The 19869-nt window shown below is 75.0% G+C and carries 16 protein-coding genes; 11 read left to right on the top strand and 5 right to left on the bottom strand.

Annotated features, from left to right (window positions below):
• Positions 1-51: 51 nt before the first annotated feature.
• The gene (locus ACZ45Z_RS29020; RefSeq protein ID WP_468368566.1) at positions 52-978 is read right to left on the bottom strand and encodes a HalD/BesD family halogenase; all 927 of its coding nucleotides are present in this window, start codon (positions 976-978) and stop codon (positions 52-54) included.
• Positions 979-1265: 287 nt separating this feature from the next.
• Between ACZ45Z_RS29020 and ACZ45Z_RS29015 the strand changes: the two genes are divergently transcribed.
• Entirely contained in the window at positions 1266-3317 is a 2052-nt protein-coding gene (locus ACZ45Z_RS29015; protein ID WP_468368474.1) for an FAD-dependent oxidoreductase, read from the top strand.
• Between the two features lie 40 nt (positions 3318-3357).
• Complete coding sequence (locus ACZ45Z_RS29010; protein ID WP_468368471.1) at positions 3358-3885, top strand: PadR family transcriptional regulator; 528 nt, start codon at positions 3358-3360, stop codon at positions 3883-3885.
• Between the two features lie 114 nt (positions 3886-3999).
• On the opposite strand, the gene ACZ45Z_RS29005 is transcribed toward ACZ45Z_RS29010, so the two are convergent.
• Entirely contained in the window at positions 4000-4272 is a 273-nt protein-coding gene (locus ACZ45Z_RS29005) for a hypothetical protein (RefSeq protein ID WP_468368468.1), read from the bottom strand.
• A gap of 132 nt (positions 4273-4404) precedes the next feature.
• Positions 4405-5301 carry a Gfo/Idh/MocA family protein gene (locus ACZ45Z_RS29000; RefSeq protein WP_468368466.1) on the bottom strand — a complete coding sequence of 299 codons (897 nt, stop codon included), beginning with the start codon at positions 5299-5301 and terminating at the stop codon, positions 4405-4407.
• A 287-nt stretch (positions 5302-5588) separates the two neighbouring features.
• On the opposite strand from ACZ45Z_RS29000, the gene ACZ45Z_RS28995 reads away from it, so the two are divergent.
• From ACZ45Z_RS28995 to ACZ45Z_RS28970, 6 genes are all read left to right on the top strand, one after another.
• A complete protein-coding gene (locus ACZ45Z_RS28995) occupies positions 5589-7118 on the top strand; it encodes a hypothetical protein (protein WP_468368464.1) in 1530 nt (509 codons plus the stop codon).
• On the top strand, positions 7115-8278 hold the full coding sequence (locus tag ACZ45Z_RS28990; protein WP_468368461.1) for an ARPP-2 domain-containing protein: 1164 nt from the start codon (positions 7115-7117) through the stop codon (positions 8276-8278). The genes ACZ45Z_RS28995 and ACZ45Z_RS28990 overlap by 4 nt, the downstream gene beginning before the upstream one ends.
• Positions 8279-8463: 185 nt before the next feature.
• Positions 8464-9486, top strand: coding sequence for a glutamine synthetase (glnII, locus tag ACZ45Z_RS28985; protein WP_468368458.1), 1023 nt, complete (start codon positions 8464-8466; stop codon positions 9484-9486).
• Positions 9487-9714: 228 nt separating this feature from the next.
• On the top strand, positions 9715-10620 hold the full coding sequence (locus tag ACZ45Z_RS28980) for a DUF6891 domain-containing protein (RefSeq protein ID WP_468368456.1): 906 nt from the start codon (positions 9715-9717) through the stop codon (positions 10618-10620).
• Positions 10621-10654: 34 nt separating this feature from the next.
• Positions 10655-11341: a rhomboid-like protein gene (locus ACZ45Z_RS28975; protein WP_468368454.1), complete on the top strand. Its 687-nt coding sequence runs from the start codon at positions 10655-10657 to the stop codon at positions 11339-11341.
• A 247-nt stretch (positions 11342-11588) separates the two neighbouring features.
• A complete protein-coding gene (locus ACZ45Z_RS28970) occupies positions 11589-12188 on the top strand; it encodes a winged helix-turn-helix domain-containing protein (protein ID WP_468368452.1) in 600 nt (199 codons plus the stop codon).
• 46 nt (positions 12189-12234) lie between these two features.
• On the opposite strand, the gene ACZ45Z_RS28965 is transcribed toward ACZ45Z_RS28970, so the two are convergent.
• Together ACZ45Z_RS28965 and ACZ45Z_RS28960 are read right to left on the bottom strand one after the other, a co-directional pair.
• Positions 12235-13128, bottom strand: coding sequence for a lysophospholipid acyltransferase family protein (locus ACZ45Z_RS28965; RefSeq protein ID WP_468368449.1), 894 nt, complete (start codon positions 13126-13128; stop codon positions 12235-12237).
• Complete coding sequence (locus ACZ45Z_RS28960) at positions 13125-13970, bottom strand: GNAT family N-acetyltransferase (RefSeq protein WP_468368447.1); 846 nt, start codon at positions 13968-13970, stop codon at positions 13125-13127. Before ACZ45Z_RS28960 ends, ACZ45Z_RS28965 begins: the two co-directional genes overlap by 4 nt.
• A 236-nt stretch (positions 13971-14206) precedes the next feature.
• On the opposite strand from ACZ45Z_RS28960, the gene ACZ45Z_RS28955 reads away from it, so the two are divergent.
• The 3 genes from ACZ45Z_RS28955 to ACZ45Z_RS28945 all read left to right on the top strand — a co-directional run bounded on the left by ACZ45Z_RS28955 (position 14207) and on the right by ACZ45Z_RS28945 (position 19763).
• Positions 14207-17353, top strand: coding sequence for an alpha-N-acetylglucosaminidase (locus tag ACZ45Z_RS28955; RefSeq protein ID WP_468368444.1), 3147 nt, complete (start codon positions 14207-14209; stop codon positions 17351-17353).
• 70 nt (positions 17354-17423) lie between these two features.
• The gene (locus ACZ45Z_RS28950; RefSeq protein WP_468368441.1) at positions 17424-17663 is read left to right on the top strand and encodes a DUF397 domain-containing protein; all 240 of its coding nucleotides are present in this window, start codon (positions 17424-17426) and stop codon (positions 17661-17663) included.
• 123 nt (positions 17664-17786) lie between these two features.
• A complete protein-coding gene (locus tag ACZ45Z_RS28945) occupies positions 17787-19763 on the top strand; it encodes a hypothetical protein (RefSeq protein ID WP_468368439.1) in 1977 nt (658 codons plus the stop codon).
• The last annotated feature ends 106 nt before the right edge of the window (positions 19764-19869 follow it).

Genomic DNA, 19869 nt, shown 5'->3' with positions numbered 1-19869 from the left:
AGATCGTGCGGAGCTGGGGGCGGACCGGACGGGGCCCCGGGACGGAGCGGCCTAGTCCAGCAGCCGGTCGCCGCGGACGGCCCGGCCCTCGGCTTCGAGGTGCTCGGGCAGGACCCGGCCGAAGAGCTGCCGGGTCCGGGGGACGCTGCCGATGACGCCGGGCCGCTCGCTGTAGGCGAAGATCGCGGAGTGGCGGGCGCGGTCGCCGCGTACGGGGCTCACGCGGTGCAGGGAGTAGCGGCCCTTGAAGAGCTGGAGGTCGCCCGGTCGCAGGGGGAGGCCGCGGATCAGCCGTTCGCCGCGGCCGTCCAGGACGTCGCGGACGTCGTCGAAGCTCTCGTCGTGGGCGGAGCGGATGTTCGGGCAGTACTCGAAGACGCCGCCGGCCGCCGCCTCCTGGGTGAGCATGCTGACGGTGAACTCGTTGGTGTCGAAGTGCCACGGATGCTCCATGCCCGGCGCGACGACGTTGAGAACCAGTCCGGAGAGCGGGTCCGCCAGCTCGTGCAGCTCGGGCAGTGCGAAGCAGTGGGCGAGGAAGCGCTGGAAGAGCTGGTGGGAGTAGAGCCGGCTGATGAGGGAGTCGGCCGGGATGCGGTCGCGCGGGACGAAGGCGTTGCCGCGTTCGAAGGTCCGCCGGCCGGGGTGGTCCGGCGGGAGGTCCGCGTCGACGGCGATGTTGTAGACGTTGACCGTTTCGGTGTCGTAGTGGGCGCGGGGGGCGAGTGCCGCGCATTCCTGCCGCAGCGGCTCGCGGAGGGCGGGGCGGACGAAGTCCGGCAGTACGGTGCAGCCGCGGGTCTCCAGGTCGTGCCGGGCCCGGGAGATCAGGGCCTGCCCGGCCGGGCCGGTGAGGTCGGACAAGGGGTACCGGGCCGTGTCGACGAGCTGGTCGAGGGTGGGGGCCTCCGGGGTGCTCGGGGCGGTCGCGGTGCTGGGGTTGCTCGCGGCGGTCTTCGCGGTCTTCAGGGTGTTCAGCGTGCTCAAGTCGATCCTTTCCACGTACGGGCAGATCGTCCCGGGCCGGGTGCCTGCCGCACCCGGCCCGTCAGCGACTTCCGGCCATGGGCCGACGGCAACTCTACTGATTGGTAACCGAGTTGAAGCTCCCACAGTGACGGCCGGGTTGTCTGTGACACGTCGCACTGTGTGCGGGGTGGCGGCGGGGCGGGCGTCGCGTGCGTCACGTTTTTTGCAACTTGTTGCATAAGCGGGGGTGGGTGGTCTACAAATTCCGTGACGCCCGCTGTCCAAGGAGACCGCCGATGACCTCGTACCCGCACTTGACGAGCCCGCTCGACCTCGGGTTCACGACCCTGCCGAACCGTGTGCTGATGGGTTCGATGCACGTCGGGCTGGAGGAGGCGCCGCGCGGGTTCGAGCGGATGGCGGAGTTCTACGCGGCGCGGGTGCGCGGCGGGGTCGGGCTGATGGTCACCGGCGGGATCGCGCCCAACGAGGCCGGGCGGCCGTGGGAGGCGGGCGCCGCGCTGACCACCGAGGCCGAGGCCGACCAGCACCGGATCGTCACCGACGCGGTGCACCGCGAGGGCGGCCGGATCGCCATGCAGATCCTGCATTTCGGGCGGTACGCGCATCACGCCGGCCTGGTGGCGCCCAGCGCGCTCCAGGCGCCCATCAGCCGGTACGTGCCGCACGCGCTGACCGACGACGAGGTCGAGCAGACCATCGAGGACTTCGTGCGGGCGGCGGCGCTGGCCCGGCACGCGGGCTACGACGGCGTCGAGATCATGGGCTCCGAGGGCTACCTGATCAACGAGTTCATCGCGGCGGCCACCAACCGGCGCGAGGACCGGTGGGGCGGCTCGTACGAGAACCGGATCCGCTTCCCCGTCGAGATCGTCCGCCGGGTCCGTGAACGCGTCGGGCCGGACTTCATCCTCATCTACCGGCTGTCGATGCTCGACCTGGTGCCCGGCGGCTCCTCCCTCGACGAAGTGATCACGCTGGCCAAGGAGGTCGAGGCGGCCGGCGCCACGATCATCAACACCGGCATCGGCTGGCACGAGGCCCGCATCCCCACCATCGCGACCTCCGTGCCGCGCGGCGCGTTCGCCTGGGTGACCCGGCAGGTCATGGGCTCGGTCTCGGTCCCGCTGGTGACCTCCAACCGCATCAACACCCCCGAGGTGGCCGAGCGGCTGCTCGCCGAGGGCCACGCGGACATGGTCTCGATGGCGCGCCCGCTGCTCGCCGACCCGGAGTTCGTCAACAAGGCGCGCGAGGGCCGCCCGGAGGCCATCAACACCTGCATCGGCTGCAACCAGGCGTGCCTCGACCACACCTTCAGCGGCAAGATCACCTCCTGCCTGGTGAACCCGCAGGCCTGCCACGAGACCGAGCTGGTGCTCTCGCCGACCCGGCGCCGCAAGCGCGTCGCGGTGGTCGGCGCCGGGCCCGCCGGGCTGGCGTGCGCGGTGACGGCCGCCGAACGCGGTCACGAGGTGACGCTGTTCGACGCCGCGGAGCGGATCGGCGGGCAGCTCAACATCGCGCGGAAGGTGCCGGGCAAGGAGGAGTTCAACGAGACGCTGCGCTACTTCCGCCACCGGCTCGCCGAGCAGAAGGTCGACGTCCGGCTGGGGACGGCCGTGACGGCGCGGACGCTGCTGGAGGCCGGGGCGGGGGCCGCCGCGGACACCGGGGCCGGATTCGACGAGATCGTGCTCGCCACCGGTGTCACCCCGCGCACCCCGCCGATCCCCGGCATCGATCACCCCAGCGTCCTGAGCTACCTCGACGTGCTGCGGGACGGGGCGCCGGTCGGTGAGCGGGTCGCGATCATCGGGGCCGGCGGCATCGGCTTCGACGTGGCGGAGTTCCTGACGGACGACGGGGAGGCGGCGAGCCTGGACCCGGCGGCGTTCTTCCGGCAGTGGGGCGTGGACACCGGCTACGGCGAGCCGGGCGGGCTCGGGACGCCGCGCCGGCCGGCACCGCCGCGGACCGTCCACCTCTTCCAGCGCAAGACGAGCAAGGTCGGCGCGGGGCTGGGCAAGACCACCGGCTGGATCCACCGCACCGAGCTGCGGCACCGCGGGGTGACGATGGTGGCGGGGGCCGAATACCACCTCATCGACGACGCCGGGCTGCACGTGACGGTCGACGGCGAACGGCAGGTCGTCGCCGTCGACACCGTGGTGCTGTGCGCCGGCCAGGAGCCCCGCCGCGAGCTGTACGAGACGCTGACGGCGGCCGGGCACGCCCCGCATCTGATCGGGGGCGCGGATGTCGCCGCCGAGCTGGACGCCAAGCGCGCCATCCAGCAGGGCACCGAGCTGGCGGCGGCCCTGTGACCCCCGGCTGCCGGTGAACGGCCCGGCCTAGGATTCCCCCATGTCCCTCCCGCACGCGATCCTCACCGCCCTGCTCGAAAAACCGTCGTCGGGGCTGGAGCTGACCCGCAGATTCGACCGGTCGATCGGCTACTTCTGGTCCGCCACGCATCAGCAGATCTATCGCGAGCTGGGGAAGCTGGAGAAGACCGGGCTCATCCGCGCGCTGCCCGCCGATCAGCCGACCCGGGGGCAGAAGAAGGAGTTCGAGGTCCTGCCCGCCGGCCGCGCCGAGCTGACCCGGTGGGCGTCCGGCGAGCAGGACCCCAAGCCGATCCGCGACGCCCTGCTGCTGCGGCTGCGCGCCGCGGCGGTGGTGGGACAGGACGGGCTCGATGACGAGCTGCGGCGTCATCTGGCGCTGCACCGGCGGCAGTTGGCGGAGTACACCGACATCGAGAAGCGGGATTTCGGTGCCGCCGTGACGGCGGAGGATCGGTTGCGGCGGCTGGTGTTGCGGGCCGGGATCGGGCTGGAGACGTTCTGGGTGGAATGGCTGACGGAGGCGCTCGCGGAGGTGGCGGAGTGACGGCCGGCCCCGGGGATCCCGGAGCCGGCCGCACCGTCGCGCTCGGCCCGACGGGCCGCGAACGCCGGTCAGCGGTTGGCGTAGAAGCCGGTCAGCGGTTGTCGTGGGTGCCGGTCAGCAGTTGTCGTAGATGAGGGCCCGCACCAGGCGGCAGGTGGTGTCGGAGGGGGCGTGCACCCCGATCTCGGCCGCGGTGGAGCGGATCTTGCGGTTGGGGGCCTGCTCGGGGCGGTAGACGCCGGTGTCGAGCAGCGCTATCGCCAGGCGCATGGCCTTCAGGCGGCGGTTGTGGGATTCGTACCGCTCGCGCGGCCATCCGGCGGGCAGGGGCTTCTTGGGCAGCGGGTGGGCCGGGAGAGGCTTCGTCATGAGTGTGGCAGCGGCCATCGGCAACCTCCTGGAGCGTGCGTGGAACCCTCACTGACTGGTTCCCATTCTACTGGCGACCACTGACAAAAGGCCCTGGCCAGCGGGTATTTGGCGGCTCGCACGGGCCCCGCCGCGGGTGGCGGACGGCGGTCAGTCCAGCGCCTCCTCGGCCGCCGCCAGGATCTCGGTGACCCGCAGGCCGAAGCGGAGGCCGCAGGGGTGCGGGCGGCCGGTGCGGGCGGCGGCCAGCAGGGCGTCGACGGCGCGGTGGTAGGCCGGCTCGGGGCCGTCCTCGCGGCGCGGCAGGCGGGCGACGCCGGCGGCCCCTCGCAGGGTCACCTCGACGCCGGCGGCGGGCGCGGGCACGGTCAGGCTGAGCGTCACCGAACTCGCCGCGCCGCCGCTGTGGCGCATCGCCAGCAGCACCGTGTCGGCCGGCCCCCGGGTGGCGGTGACCGCTTCCGCGTCGCCGAGCACCGGCAGGAGTACGGACAGCGCGTGCGGGCCGACGTCCCACAGGGCGCCCTTCTCCCGGCGCCAGGGGGAATCGGCGTACGGGCTGACGCTGTCGGCGGCGAACACCGAGCCGAGCCAGTCGGCGTGCGCGGTGAACCAGCCGCCCGCCGCGGCCTGGGTGGCGATCCACTCCCCCTCCCGCGCCCCGAACCGCGCGGTGAAGAAGACGACGGCCGCGGTGCCCGCCCGCTCGGCGGCGTCGGCGACGGCGCGGGCCTCGGCGACGGTGGTGGCGACCGGTTTGTCCAGCAGCAGGTGGCAGCCGGCCGCCGCCGCGCGAACCGCCAACGGGGCCTGTACGGAGGGCGGCAGGGCGAGGGACACGGCGTCGCAGGCGGCGAACAGCTCGTCGGCGGTGGCGTAGGGGCGGCTGCCGTGGGCCCGCGCCACCTCGTCGGCGGCCCGCGGCCGGCGCCCCCAGACGCCGGCGAACTCGACGCCGGGGTGCGCGGCCAGGACGGGCGCGTGGACGCGCCGGGCCCAGGGGCCGGTGCCGAGGAGACCGATGCGGGGAGTCGTGGCGGAGGTCATGGGGCCAGTGTCCCGTGGGGCCGTGTTCTGGGGGGCACGTCCTGGGGGCCGTGTCTCCAAGGGGGCACGTCCTGGGGGCGTGGCCCGGCCGGGGCGGCGCACGGCCGGGGCGGCGCACGGCCGGGGCGGCGGCCGTAATCCACGTGCCCGGCCCGCGCCGCGGGTGTTACGTTGCGCGGGCCGGCCGCGGGACTTCGGTGCGACTTCCGGACCTGCTCTGCTAAGCAACGATTCGCTGTTCGTGCCCCCATTCCCCGGCCGGCGTCCGGCTATGGGGGGAGAACGGCGTGGAGGCGTGCGCGGACCGGGTGGCGGCCGAGGACGTGCTGTTGTTCGTCAATGCCGCGATCACCTCCACCGCCCAACGCGAATTCCGCTCCGGCGAGGCCGAGCAGCGGATGTCGCTGGACTTCCTGCACGAGTACGTCCGGGTCAACTACCGCCCGCTGTACGCCGCTTGTCTGGCGCTGGACATCAATGACCACAACGCGGCGCTGATCGTGCGGCGGCTGCTGGAGACGGCCGCGGAGGCGACGCCCCAGGAGCGGCGGGTCGAGGGGCGGCTGATCGCGGCCCGGCTCGCGCGGCTGCCGGCGCCGCGCGTCTACCGCCTGTTCCGCGCGCTGCGCGCCGCCCGCGTCAACAACCGCAGGACCCGCGCGATCATGCGGGACTGGCTGGCCGCGCGCCCCGACCCCGCCCTCGACGCGGTGAAGTACCGCTCCGGCCTCAAGTGCGCGGCGCGGCATGCGCATCTGCCCCTGCGATCGGCCGGACACGGTGGCGGCGGCGAGCTGGGCGATTTCCTGTTCGCGCCGGGCCGCCGCAAGCACTTCACCAGCCCGCTGCTGGACGCCTGGCGGCGGGCCCACTACGAGCAGGCCGCCCTGTACGAGCTGCCCTTCACCGTCGCGGAGGGCTTCGCGGCGGCGCACGGCCTGGACCGGGGCGCGTTCCTGGAGCGCATCGCGCCCCGGATGACACGGCTGGAGCGGCTGCGGGTGCGGGAGTCGGCCCGTACGCACCGCGCCGAGGTGGACACCGACCTGACGGGGATGCCGCTGACCCGGCTCGCCTCGTACGTCCTCGGGCTTTCCCTCGCGGACCGTGTGGCGCGCCGCGCGGAACTGACCGGCGCGCTGCGGGCCGCGGCGCGGCGCACGGCGGGGGCGCGGGCGGGCACGTGGGGCCGGGTGGCGGCGGTCCTGGACGACAGTTTCTCCACCACCGGCTCGCGGCAGAAGCGGCAGCGTCCGCTGGCGGTCGCGCTGGCCTGCCATTTCCTGCTGGAGGCGCTGGCCGGGTGGTACCGGCCGCTGTGGACGTCCCGGCGCACGGACGCCCTGCTGGTCCACCCCTACGGGCCCACTCCTTTGGGGATGCGCGTTCTGGACGCGCTGGAGTGCGCGCCCGAGCGGCTGGTGATCGTCTCGGACGGGTGGGACAACGCCCCGCCGGGACTGGCCGGGGAGGTGCTCCGGGTGTGGCGCGGCCTGTCCGAGGGCGGGGGCACGGCCGGGCCCTCTCCAAAGGGCCGTACTTCCCGTGATTCCCGCGCTTCCGGTACTCCCCGGGCTTCCCATGCTTCCCGTCCTTCCGTGGCCCGTCCTTCCGTGGTGCATCTCAACCCGGTGTACGACGCCGACGACTTCGACGTGCGGCGGCTGTCGCCCTCCGTGCCGACGGCCGGGATACGCGACGCGGAGGATCTGCCGGCGCTGGCCCAGCTCGCCCGCTTCGCGGAGGGCCGGACCGCCTTCGCGGAACTGCGGGCCCATCTGGACGACCGGGTACGGCTGTTCCTGGCGGGGTCATGAGCGGGCTGGATCTGAGCGGGCTGCGCGCCCGTCCGGCGCAGGTGTGGGGTGCCGTGCGGCTGGTGCCGCTGGTGCGCGCCGAGCCGGTCACCGATCTGCGGCTGCATCGCGAGGCGTACGACGACGGCCCGTCGGGCGGCGGCGGCCCCACGACCGTGGCGGCCGGCGGACGCACGACGTACGTCTCGTACATCCCCCATGGTTTCGTGGCGAACTGGACCGGCGACGGCTCCCCCGCCGCTTCCTTCGGCTCGCAGTTGAGCGAGGGCCGCGGCCGGGTGGACTGCGCGCCGCTGCACCTGCCGCGCAAACTGGTCCAGCGGCTGCCGAGGTCCCGGCCGGCCGGTGGCGGGCCGACGGGCGGCCGGCCGACGGCGCTCCGCTTCCTGCCGCTCCACCTGGCCCTCGACGGCTATCTGGCGCTGCACTTCGGCGGGCCCGCCGTCCTGTGGGAGGAATGGACCCGGCGGGCCGTGCGCGAGGGCCTCTCCCCCCGCGCCGAGACGGTGTACCGGGGCGGGCGGGTGCGCGGGCTCGGTGACGCGCTGCGGGTCTTCGAGATCCACCCGGGCCAGTGCGGCGTGATGGTCTACGTCGCCGACGCCCTCGCCGCCGCCTTCGTCGTGCCGCACCCGGACGACTACCGGGCGCTGCATCCTTCCCTGCTCCAGGACCTGTACGGCGAGCTGATGTACCAGTACGCCCTCTACGGCGGCCCGGTGCCGGAGTTCACCGCCCGTATCGCGGACGCGTACGTCCACTCGCCGGCCGATCTGCGCGCCGCCGCCGAGCGGTGCCGGCGGGAGTGGGAGCGGCAGCACGACGACCTGATGGCGGGCGAGCTGCTCGACGCGTCCTATGACGTGCGGCGGGTCTACCGCATGGGGCGGTTCCGGTTGTCGCGTTTCCTGCCGCCGTTCGCGCTGCACCGGCCCCAGCACATCGGCGAGACGATCACGGACGACAAGGGCCGGGTCGTCTACCTCAAGACGTTCCGGCTCTCCGACAAGCAGGTCAGGCGCGGCCACGTCCTGCACCGGCTCGCCGGGCACGACTGGCATGTCGGCGACGCGGCGGCGGCGATGGGCATCAGCGCCGCGGAGCTGACGCGCCGCGTCCACCATCTGGGATTCGAGGGGCTGCTGAAGGAACACGGCTGAATTCCTGCCGGCTTTTCCGGGGTACGAAGGCGGGCGTTCCGGGGCGAAAGCGGTCGCCGACGCGGGGGTGTCCGGATGGGTAACCTGCGGTTCACATTCGGGCAACGGGCGAGAAACGGCTGGTTGCGAGGGTGCGTCGGTACGCCCGCACGCGTACCCGCACCTACTCGTAAAGGCGAAACCCCGTGACGTTCAAGGCCGAGTACATCTGGATCGACGGCACCCAGCCGACCGCCAAGCTCCGCTCCAAGACCAGGATTCTCGCGGACGGCGCCGAGCTGCCGCGCTGGGGTTTCGACGGGTCCAGCACCAACCAGGCCGAAGGCCACTCCTCGGACCTCGTACTGGAGCCGGTGTTCAACTGCCCCGACCCGATCCGCGGCGGCGACCACCTTCTGGTGCTGTGCGAGGTGCTCAACACCGACCTCACGCCGCACTCCTCCAACACCCGCGCGCTGCTGCGCCCGGTGGCGGAGCGGTTCGCCGGCCAGGAGCCGATCTTCGGCATCGAGCAGGAGTACACGTTCCTCAAGGGTGACCGCCCGCTGGGCTTCCCCGAGGGCGGCGGCTTCCCCGCGCCGCAGGGCGGCTACTACTGCGGTGTGGGCGCCGAGGAGATCTTCGGCCGGGAGATCGTCGAGAAGCACCTCGACCTGTGCCTGGCCGCCGGGCTGGGCCTGTCCGGCATCAACGCCGAGGTCATGCCGGGACAGTGGGAGTTCCAGGTGGGCGCGCTGCCGCCGCTGGAGGTCTCGGACCACATGTGGGTGGCGCGCTGGCTGCTGCACCGTACGGCGGAGGAGTTCGGCGTCACCGCCTCCCTCGACGCCAAGCCGGCCAAGGGCGACTGGAACGGCGCGGGCGCGCACACCAACTTCTCCACCCGGTCCATGCGTGAGGGCTACGACCCGATCATCACCGCCTGTGAGGCGCTCGGCCAGGGCGACAAGCCGCTGGAGCACGTCCGCCAGTACGGCAGCGGCATCGAGTCCCGGCTGACCGGCGCCCACGAGACCGCCCCCTGGGACGCGTACTCCTACGGCGTTTCGGACCGCGGCGCCTCGGTGCGTATCCCGTGGCAGGTCGAGATCGAGAAGAAGGGCTACATCGAGGACCGGCGGCCCAACGCCAACGTCGACCCGTATGTGGTCACCCGGCTGATCGTGGACACCTGCTGCACGGAGCTGGAGCGGCGCTCGCAGGGCTGAGGCGGACCTGGCGTCCGCCAGGGCACGTGAGAACGCGTGGGAGGGCCGGACCGGCTGGTCCGGCCCTTTCGCCATGCCGTGCCGTGCCGTGCCGGGCCAGGCCAGGCCGGGCCGGGCCGGGCCGGGCCGGGGGCCTGACGCCCGGCGGGCGGGGCCGGTTCGCGGCCGCGTGTCGCCGATGCCGGGCGGGCGGCGCCGATTGTCAGTGGCGGATGGCAGGCTGTGGTCATGCTTGCGATCACCGTGAAGACCGAGACCGGTCCGGTCCTCTCCCGCCCGGCGGAGGACCAACTCGCCGGTCTGCTGCGGCGGATCGGCGCGGACGACGACCACTTCGTCGTCGTGGAGCGGATCCCCGACGCCCGGCACCGGTTCGTGCAGACGTGGCGGGAGGGCACGGGGCCGTTCGCGGTGGAGTACCGCGACGGCGGGCCGGACGCGCACTTCAGCGCCCGGACGTCGGACGCCGGCAAGGTCGTCGAGGTCTTCGTGGCCTGGGCGCGCGGTGAGCAGACGTGGCGTACGGCGCTCGACTGGGAGCCCACCGACCTGGGGGCGACGCCCGGTCTGGCCCCGGAGACCCGCGCGAAGGCCGAGGAGCAGGCCCGCCAGGACATCCGCTGCGGCTTCTGGGGCTTCCACGAGGTCGCGCGGGGCGTCCGCGACCTGTTCGGGCCCGGCGATCCGCCGGTGACCGCGCAGGAGGCGGAGCGGATCGTCGCGGGATTGTGGGAGGAGCGGCTCGCCGAGCAGGAGGGGTGGCCGGCGGTGACCGACGCGGACCGGGTGGCGAGCGCGTTCGCCGCGCTGGACGCCCAGGGGCTGACGGCCCGGATGAGCTTCGGCTGCTGCGGTAGCTGCGCACTGGCCGAGATAGGCGGCGAACGCGCCGACGGCGAGCGGGGTTTCGTCTTCTTCCACTACCAGGACACCGAGGCGGCCGCCGAGGGCCACGGCCTGTCGGTGCGGTACGGCGCGTACGACGGGTCCGGGGCGGAGCGCGCCGAGGTGGGGCGGGCGGTGGTGGCCGCGCTGGCCGGCGCGGGCCTGACGGCGCGGTGGGACGGCGATCCGGACGAGGTCATCGGGGTATCCCCGCTGGACTGGCGCAAGCGGCTGCCGACGGGGGCGTGAGATGGGACGGGATGCTTCCAGAGAAGGCGGCCGGATGAGACCGCTCGCGGTCCGGAGCGCGCTGCGGGCGCCGGGGGTCGGGCCGCGGGCCACGACGCCCCGGGTGGCGCGGGGCCGGGCCCGGGTGCCGTGGGTGACGCCGCTGTACGTCGGTGCGGTGCAGGCCGGGGCCTACGCCCTGGCGCGGCTGCCGGCCCGGCGGCGGGCGGCGGTGTTGCGCGCGCGGTCCACCAACGTCGCGAATCTGCGGGCCGGCCGGTGGGGGACGCTGGTCACCAGCGCCGCGGTGGTCGAGGAGCCGCTGCCGCTGCCGTACGGTGCCGCGCTGCTGGCGGTGCTGGGGACGGCGGAGGCGCGGTGGGGCCCGGGGCGGGCGGCCGGGGTGTTCGCGGCCGGGCACGTCGGCGCCAGCCTGCTGGTCTACGCGGGGCTGCGCGGCCGGGTCCGCGCGGACCCGCCGGACGCCACCGCGCGCGCCGTGGACGTGGGCCTGAGCTACGGCTTCTGCGCCACGCTCGGCGCGCTCGCGGCGGCCGTGCCGCACCGGGGCGCGCGGGCGGCGGCGACGGCGGGGGTGCTGGCGCTGGGCGTCCGGCCGGTGCTGCGGCGCGGGCGCGACTTCACCGATGCCGGGCATCTGGTGGCGCTCGTCCTCGGGACGGCCATGGGCGCCGCGGGCGTCGCCGGGCGCGCGGACCGGTCGTCGGGCGCGGGGGTTTGAGGGACAGAGCACCGACCGTCTGGTTCAATGGGGCCATGGCCAGTCTCACCGACACCGCGACAGGTCGCCTCGACCTGGAGCCCTTCTGGCCGTCCCGGCAGGCGCACGCCTTCGACCTTCTGTGTTGCCGCGCGCACTGAGCGCGGGCCCGCACACACCTCACTGACGCCGCTGACCGGCGTCTCCAGCCCTGCCCGCGCGCATGACGTCCCCCGACGACGCCCCTCTGCGCGAAAGAGCTGACCCCATGACGCATCTCCGTACGCTGCCTGCCACTTCCGCGACGGCTCCCCTGCCCACCCACGCCCCGTCCCCCACCGCGCCGCACGCCCCCGCGCAGCGGCACCGCCTGCGGGCCGTGGCACCCGATGAAGTGCCGCCCGTGGCCGAGCTGTTGACGTCCGGCGCCACCTGGCTGCCGGCGCCGCAGCACAGCCTGCCCGCCCTGCCCGGCCACCCGCCGATGGTCGGCTACCTCGTCCTCGTACCGGCCGGGCAGGCCACCGCCGCGCAACCGGCCACCGAGGCCGCGAAGCCGCCCGCCCCGGCGACGACCGGCGACGAGATCGTCGCGATCGACCCCGAGCGCCGCACCGCGCAGGTGCGGGGCCGCCCGCTGGACCTGACCTACCTCGAATTCGAGCTGCTGGCCCACCTGGTGGCCCATCCGCACCGGGTGCACACCCGCGACCAGTTGGTGACCACGGTCTGGGGCTACGGGCACATCGGCGACGGCCGCACCGTCGACGTCCATGTGGCCCGCCTGCGCCGCAAGCTGGGCGCCGAGCACCGGGCGTCGATCGTGACGGTGCGGCGGGTGGGGTACAAGTACGTGCCCGGCGTGTGAGGTGGGGCGCCGGGCGGGCGGGGCTCGGCGCTTCGGGTTCGGACACCTAGGGGCTGACGGCGGGCGCCGGTGTGCTCCGGCGGTGGGCGCCTCTGCCGGATGCCGCGCCCGGACGCTCGCCCAGGACGGCGGCTCTGGCCCGGGCCGCCAGGGTGCGGCGATCGGTGGCCGGGTCCGGAGCCGGTAGGGGCGGGTGCGCCGTGAGGTGGACCGTCAGCCCACGGGCGGCCAGTACCCGGCGCAGCGAGGTGACGAGGGTGTCCTCGCCGCAGAACGCGGCGACGGTGCTGGGAAGGCCGTGCTGGGTGTAGCGGAGGGTGACCGGCCGGACGGGGGCACCGGCGTCGAGGGCGGCCTGGAAGGTGGCCCGGCGGAAGGTGCCCCCTTCCGCGGTGCACCAGGTGGTGGCCTGCGGGAAGACGGCCACCGAGCGGCCGGCGCGCAGCAGGTCCGCCAACTCCCGCACGACGGACGGCAATCGGCGCGGGTGCGCGCGGTCGATGAAGTGGGTGCCGGCGCGCCGGGCCAGGCCGCCGACCACCGGCCAGCCGCCGACCTCGCGCTTGGCGAGCAGGGTCACCGGTTCGACGGCGAGCAGGGCGGGGATGTCGAGCCAGGAGATGTGGTTGAGGACGATGAGGGTGCCCGGGCCGTCGTCGGCGGGCCGCGCTCCGGGCCCGTCGCCGCCGTGCCCGCCCGACGTCACCCGCAGGGGCCCCGCCCCGGCCGCCAGTCGGATGCCGAGGGACGCGAGCAGCGCGCGGGCGTGGGCGCGCAGCCGTACCGGATCGGCCGGCCCTTCGCCGTCGGCCAGCGCGCGCCGTACCGCGCCGGCGAACGCGGCACAGCGCCGGACGGTGTCCGTCGCGGCGACCCGGGGCACCGCATGGGCGGCGCAGGCCGAGGTGCAGGCGGACGTGACGTCCCAGGGGCCGGTCACCGCGCCCCCAGGAAGAAGCGGCGGTAGCGCTCGCCGAGCCGTTCCATGTCCAGGACGACGAAGAAGTCGGCGGTGTCGAAGTCCGGGTCGTGTGCGGGCGCACCGCAGATCCAGGCGCCGATCCGCAGATAGCCGCGCAGGAGCGGCGGCAGGGCGGCGGCGCTGGGCCGGTCGGGGAGGGGGCCGGTGGGCCGCCAGGGGTGGTGCGGGGTGACGTGGAGTCCGGGCGGGGCGGCGTGGCGGGTGCGGCCCAGCTCCCAGGCGTGGGCGGCCGCGGTGCCGCCGTCACCGAGCGGTACGGAGGCGCAGCCGGCGAGGTAGCGGTGGCCGGAGAGCAGGGTGTGGCGGGCGAGGGCGGCCCACATCTGCTGGATGACGGCGCCGCCGCGGTGGCCGGGGTGCACGCAGGAGCGGCCGGCTTCCACGAGGAAGGGGCGCAGCGGGTCGAGGGCACCGAGGTCGAATTCGCCGTCGGAGTAGAGGCGGGGGGCGCGGCCGGGCGGCAGCAGCCGGTAGGTGCCGACCACCTCGCCGGTCGGGGTGTGCGTGACGATGAGGTGGTCGGCGAGGGCGTCGACGTCGTCGATGTCGTGGCCGGGCAGCGGGGTGTGCAGGCGCGCGCCCATCTCCTGGCCGAAGACGTGGTGGCGCAGGCGTTGCGCGGCGCGGATCTCCTCGGGGTGGCGGGCGAGGGTGGTGGTGTAGGCGGGGCCGGAGGGGCCGGCAGCCGACGGGGCGGCGGGTGCGGGGGCGGCTGCGGGAACGGCGGTGGGGGCGGGTGCGGGGACGGCTGCTGGGATCGTCGCCGGAATGGCGGCGGACGCGGTCGAGGCCGTGCTCACGAGAGCCCTCCTGGGGAGTGGGGAGGCGGTGGGTCGACGCGCCCGACTGTCCACGGGCCCGCCGGCCGGGCGCGTGAAGCCCAGGGAGCCTGCGGATGAGAGGCGGCGGAACACTGGCCGCCGGGGCCGGCCGCGAGGTGTCCCGGTGGGGTGCGGCCTACTTGGACAGCCGCCGCCCGACCGTTAGCGTGCTGCACGCACAGGTCCGCCGTCACCCGCCGAGCAGTGGGGGCCCAGTGAGCCAACCGTCACGACGCACGCTGTTAGGGACCGCCGGAGCGCTCGGCGCCGGAGCGGCCCTGGGCGGGACCGCCGCCGCGGCCGGGCGGCCGGCGCACCGGCCGGTAAGCGCGGCCGGGTACGACACCGCCGCGGCCCGGGCCGCACTCGGCCGGCTGCTGCCCCATCACGCCGACCAGTTCCACCTCGTTCCGCTCGCCGCGGCGGGCGACGGCACCGAGCGCTTCCGGGTCGAGGGCACGGCGGGCCGGATCACGCTCGCCGGCAGCAGCCCCGCCGTGCTGCTGACCGGCCTGAACTGGTACCTGAAGTACACCTGCCGGGCCCACCTGACCTGGGCGGGCGAGCAGCCGGCACTGCCCGATCGGCTGCCCGCACCCGACGCCCCGCTGGAACGCTCCACCTCTCTGCCGCACCGTTTCGCCCTCAACGACACCCACGACGGCTACACCGCGCCGTACGCGGACTGGTCGCGCTGGGAGCGCCTGATCGACGTCCTGGCGCTGCACGGCGTCAACGAGGTACTGGTCACGCCCGGCTCGGACGCGGTCTACCACCGGCTGCTGACCGGCTTCGGCTACTCCGACGCCGAGGCCCGCGCCTGGATCCCCGCCCCGTCGCACCAGCCGTGGTGGCTGTTGCAGAACATGAGCGCGTACGGAGGCCCGGTCAGCGCCGAACTGCTCGCCCGCCGGGCCGCGTTGGGGCGCCGCATCATCGACCGGCTGCGCGAGCTGGGCATGCGTCCGGTGCTGCCCGGCTACTTCGGCACCGTCCCCGAGGGCTTCGCCGACCGCAACCCCGGTGCGCGTACCGTGCCGCAGGGCATGTGGTCGGGGCTGCGCCGCCCCGACTGGCTCGATCCGCGTACCGGGGTGTTCGCGGAGGTGGCCGCCGCGTTCTACCGTCATCAGCACCAACTCCTGGGCCCCGCAGACCACTTCAAGATGGATCTCCTGCACGAGGGCGGCGATCCCGGCGACGTTCCGGTGCCGGCCGCCGCCCGCGCCGTCGAGAAGGCCCTGCGCACCGCCCGTCCCGGCGCGACCTGGGTGATCCTCGGCTGGCAGGGCAATCCGCGCCGCGACCTGCTGGACGCCGTCGACCACGACCGGATGCTGATCGTGGACGGCCTGAGCGACCTCGACACGGTCACCGACCGCGAGCGGGACTGGGGCGGGGTGCCGTACGCGTTCGGCACCATCCCCAACTTCGGCGGCCGGACCACCCTGGGTGCCAGGACCCACCTGTGGACGGAACGTTTCACCGCCTGGCGGGACAAGGCGGGCAGCAAGCTCGCCGGCACCGCCTACATGCCGGAGGCCGCCGAGCGGGACCCGGCGGCGTTCGAGCTGTTCAGCGAACTGGCCTGGCGCCGGCGGCCGGTGGACCGAACGGCCTGGTTCGACGGCTACGCCCAGACCCGCTACGGCGCCCCCGACGCCCACGCCCGCGCCGCCTTCGCCGCCCTGCGCACCAGCGCGTACGAGATCGGCAGCAAGGACGGCCGGCCGCACGACTCGGTGTTCGCCGCCCGCCCGAGCCTGGCCGCCCGCTCCGGCACCACGTACGCCACCCACACCCCGGCCTTCGACCCGGCCGTCTTCGACACCGCCCTCGCCGCGCTGCTGCGGGTCCGCCCGGCGCTGCGCGGCAGCGACGCCTACCGCTACGACCTGACCGACACCGCCCGGCAGGCCCTGGCCAACCGCTCCTGGCAGCTCATCCCCCAACTTCAGGACGCCCACCGGCGCGGCGACGTGGCCACCTTCCGCGCGCTGTCCGGACTGTGGCTGCGGCTGATGGGGCTGAGCGAGGAGGTCACCGGCGCGCACCGGCGGTTCCTGCTCGGCCCGTGGCTGGCCGAGGCCCGGGCGGCGGCGTCCGGGCCCGAGGAGGAGGCCCGGCTGGAGCACACGGCCCGGGCGCTGCTCACCACCTGGGCGGACCGGGCGACCGCCGACGGGGGTTCGCTGGCCAACTACGCCAACCGCGACTGGCACGGCCTGATCGGCGAGGTGCACCTGCCGCAGTGGCGGGCGTATCTGGACGAGCTGGCGGACGCGCTGGCGGCGGGCCGGCCGCCGAAGACGTTCGACTGGTACGCGGTGGAGGAGCCCTGGACCCGCGCGCGTACGGACCATCCGCTGCGTCCCACGGCCGACGCCCACCGCACCGCCCGGCGCGTCCACGACATCCTGGCGAGGGCGCCCTACCAGGGCACCGTCACGGTCACCGCCGTGCCGCCCGCGATGCCGCCGGGCGGCGCCGCCACCGTGACCGCGGCGCTGCGCAACGTCAACGGGCTGCGCGCGACCGGCCGCGTCGACTTCGCGCTGACCGGTGTGGAGGCGAGTGCCTCGGGCCCGCTGTCGCTGCCGTCCGTCCCGGCCGGGGGCACCGGTGAGGCCCGCTGGCGGGTCGCGGCCCCGGCCGGCCCGCTCCAGGCGTCGCTGCGGCCGCTGCCGTACGCCCTCACCGTCGACTACGGGCCCCGGGGTGAGCCGCGGGTCCGCGTCACCCGCGACGGCACGCTGTTCGTGGCCGGTCCGCTGGAGCCGGAGTACGAGACGGTCACCACCAACGCGGCGGTTTTCGGCCAGTTGGGCGACCGCTTCGCGATCAACGGCGGCGGGGCCGACCTGTGGAAGGCCACCGCCGAGTTCGGCGCCGTCTACCGGCCGGGGGCGCTCGCCCCGGGCGGCGCGGTGACGGTGGAGGTGACCGGGCAGGACCCGACCGGGCCGTGGGCCCGCGCCGGTCTCGTCGTCCGCAACGCCCTCGCCGCGCCCTCCCCCGGCTCCCCGGGCGCCCTGGGCTTCCTCAACCTGTCCGTGACGCCCGCCAACGGGGTCGTGCTGTCGTACGACTCCTCCGGCGACGGCACCCTGGACACCTACCGGCGGGCGCCCCAGGTCGCCGCCCCGGTACGGCTCCGGCTCACCCGGGAGGCCGACCGCGCGGGAGCGGGCGTCTACACGGGCGCGTACTCCACCGACGAGGGCGCCACCTGGCGCGCGGTCGCCACCGTCGGCGTCCCCGGGGCCGCCGCCCGGCAGGACACCGGCCTGCATCTTTGTGCCGCCAACTCCGGTACGGGGGCGCGCGGGACGGCCGGGTTCCGCCGCTGGATCGTCGCCTGAGCACCGCGTACGCTGACCGGGTCAGGCCAGGGGCCTGACCGGTGCAGATCACGAGCGAGGGGATCACGGTATGAGTGCCGCAGCAGAGAAGGAGTGGCTCTACGCCCTCGACATCTCCGACGCCACCTGGCAGCGCGCCCCCGGTGAGTCCGAGGAAGCGGTGGAGATCGCCTTCCTGGAGCGCGGTGCGGTGGCCATGCGCAACTCCACGGAGCCCGACGTGGTGCTGCGTTACACCGAGGCGGAGTGGCGCGCGTTCGTGCTCGGCGCGCGGGACGGCGAGTTCGACCTGGACAGGTCGCAGGGGTAACGGCCCCGCGGGGCGCTCCACGCCCCCGGGTCGCGCGGGGTCATGGCGGGGCGGTGCGAGGTCACCCGCCGGGGCGGTCGCGCGGCCCGGTGACCATGACAGGATTCACTCGTTTCCACGAACGTGGAGCAGCAGCAGGCGACATCCCCGCGTCCGGACCGCACCTCTCCCACCGGCTTCGGCGGTGCCGGAGCCGGTGGCGTCATCGACGTCGAACAGGCCGAGGCGGCGCTGGTCGAGCACTATCCCCGGCTGGTACGGCTGGCCTATCTCGTCCTGCCGCCCGGCGTCAGCCGTGGCCGGCGGGTACTGACGGCGCATGCGGTGGTGCAGCGCGGCCTGCCGCGCCAGCGCACCTCCACCCGGGGCCTGGACCTGCCCGCCCGGCGCGGCGGGACCGAGCCCGGCGCCGATCCGGGTTATCTCTTCCTGCGGTTGCGGGTGCTGCGCGGCGCGCTGGCGGCCGGGCGGCCGCGGTGGTGGCTGCCCGCCCTGCCGCCCGCGCTCCCCCAGGTGTGGGGGCTGCGGCTGTTCCCCCGTTCCGGCGGCGCCGACGAACTGGCCCTGGACCAGGCGCTGTCGGCGCTGTCCGGGCCGGGCCGGGCGGCGTTCGTGCTGCGGGATCTGGAGCGGCTGAGCGCAGCGGACACGCGCCGGGTGCTGGAGGCGGCCGGGGTGGAGGAGGCCCATGAGGCGCTGGAGGAGGCGGAGACGGTGGCGACGCCGGCCGGCAGCCGGGACCGTTCGCTGCTGGAGTCGGTGGAGTTCGACCCGTGTGCGTTGCAGGCCCGGCCGACGGATCTGATCCGCCGGCGCCAGCACGTGCGGGCGGTGCTGGCGGCGGGCGCGGCGGCGGCGGTGTGCGGGGCGCTGCTGGGTCTGCCGGGTGACGGCTGGGGCCCGGACGGTGTGGCGGCGCCGCCGTACGCGCAGAACGCGGCGGCCGAAGCGGCCCTGGATCCGGGCAGGTTGACGGTGGCGCCGGCGGCCGCGTGGCGGTCGGCGGAGCGGCGGGATTTCGCGGCCTGGCCGGCCCGTGGTGACCGGGTGGGCGACAAGGCGCTGCTGCGGCGGGCGCTCGCGGTGTGGGCCCGGCCGAGCGCCGGGGTGCCGGTGTCGGCGACGCCGGGCACCGCGACGGGTCCGGCGGCGGGCCCGGCGCAGTTGCTGTTCGCGGGGGTGGTCGACCATTCCGTGGTGGTGCTCTTCCACGACGGGCTGCGGGTGGTGCGGTACGCCGAGACCGCGGACGCCGACGGCGGGAGCGACGGTTCGGGCGCGGCGCTGGACTTCGCGCGGACGGACGGCGCGGACACGGCGTCGGCACAGGCGCTGGTGGCGGGGCGTACGGAGGGCAATGTCCGTTATCTGGCGGCCCCTTGGGTGACGTCGGCGCGGCTGGTCGATCTGCTGAAGCCGGACGGCCCGGGCGAGGCGGTGCGCCTCGACGCGAGCGGCCTGACCGCTCCGGTGCCCATGCCGCGCCCACGGGAGACGTGCGGGTCCTGGCCCGCGCTGCGGATGGGCGGCCATCTGCTGACCGACCTCGGGGAGCTGCCGCCGGCCCGGCTGACGTACGGCCCGCCGGGCAAACCGGGTGAGGTGACCGGTCCGCGTGCCCGGACGGCGTGGGCACGGACGGCCTGCCATCTGCCGGCGGTGCGCGGCCAGGGTGTGCGCACGGTGAACTCCTGGGAGTTCGCCCGCCAGCCGCTGCCGGGCGGTGCGGGCAGCGCGGCGTGGCTGTGCACCCGCGCCGAGACCTGGCGGGGGGCGGGCAGCCGGACGATGGCGCAGTTCCAGGCACCGGCGCCGGGCGGGCAGCCGTACGCGCCGGGCACGGTCGTCGCGCGCGCGGAGGGCGGTACGGCCTGCGGCCCGCGGGCGCCGCGGGTGCTGGCCGGGGTGCTGTGGAAGGCGTCGGGCGGCAAGTGGTGGCTGCTGGCCGCGGGCAGCGCCCAGGTCACGTCGATCACGGCGACCGGCGGGGTCCACGGCCGCGCGACCGGCCCCCTGCTGGCGGTGCCGGCGAGGGCGGGCGACCGCGCGGAGCTGGACGCGGTCCTGGCGAACGGCAGAAAACTGGCGGCGTTGCGCTGAGGCGCGGGCCGGGGGTGACGACGGGAGCGGAGTGATCGGCTCCCGTTGTCGCGTTTTCTCGTGTGCGAGGGGTGTTGACGCGAGCTTACTCCCCAGTACATTGACG

The organism is Streptomyces sp. NPDC031210, assembly GCF_055570395.1.
Note: the sequence above shows the minus strand (reverse complement) of the source record. Positions and strands in the feature narration are given on the sequence as shown.

Bases quoted from the DNA above. Each gene is read 5' to 3' on its own strand.
- ACZ45Z_RS29015 (WP_468368474.1), top strand. From the start codon at position 1,266: ATGACCTCGTACCCGCACTTGACGAGCCCGCTCGACCTCGGGTTCACG.
- ACZ45Z_RS29010 (WP_468368471.1), top strand. From the start codon at position 3,358: ATGTCCCTCCCGCACGCGATCCTCACCGCCCTGCTCGAAAAACCGTCG.
- ACZ45Z_RS29005 (WP_468368468.1), bottom strand. From the start codon at position 4,272: ATGGCCGCTGCCACACTCATGACGAAGCCTCTCCCGGCCCACCCGCTG.
- ACZ45Z_RS29000 (WP_468368466.1), bottom strand. From the start codon at position 5,301: ATGACCTCCGCCACGACTCCCCGCATCGGTCTCCTCGGCACCGGCCCC.
- ACZ45Z_RS28990 (WP_468368461.1), top strand. From the start codon at position 7,115: ATGAGCGGGCTGGATCTGAGCGGGCTGCGCGCCCGTCCGGCGCAGGTG.
- ACZ45Z_RS28980 (WP_468368456.1), top strand. From the start codon at position 9,715: ATGCTTGCGATCACCGTGAAGACCGAGACCGGTCCGGTCCTCTCCCGC.
- ACZ45Z_RS28975 (WP_468368454.1), top strand. From the start codon at position 10,655: ATGAGACCGCTCGCGGTCCGGAGCGCGCTGCGGGCGCCGGGGGTCGGG.
- ACZ45Z_RS28970 (WP_468368452.1), top strand. From the start codon at position 11,589: ATGACGCATCTCCGTACGCTGCCTGCCACTTCCGCGACGGCTCCCCTG.
- ACZ45Z_RS28950 (WP_468368441.1), top strand. From the start codon at position 17,424: ATGAGTGCCGCAGCAGAGAAGGAGTGGCTCTACGCCCTCGACATCTCC.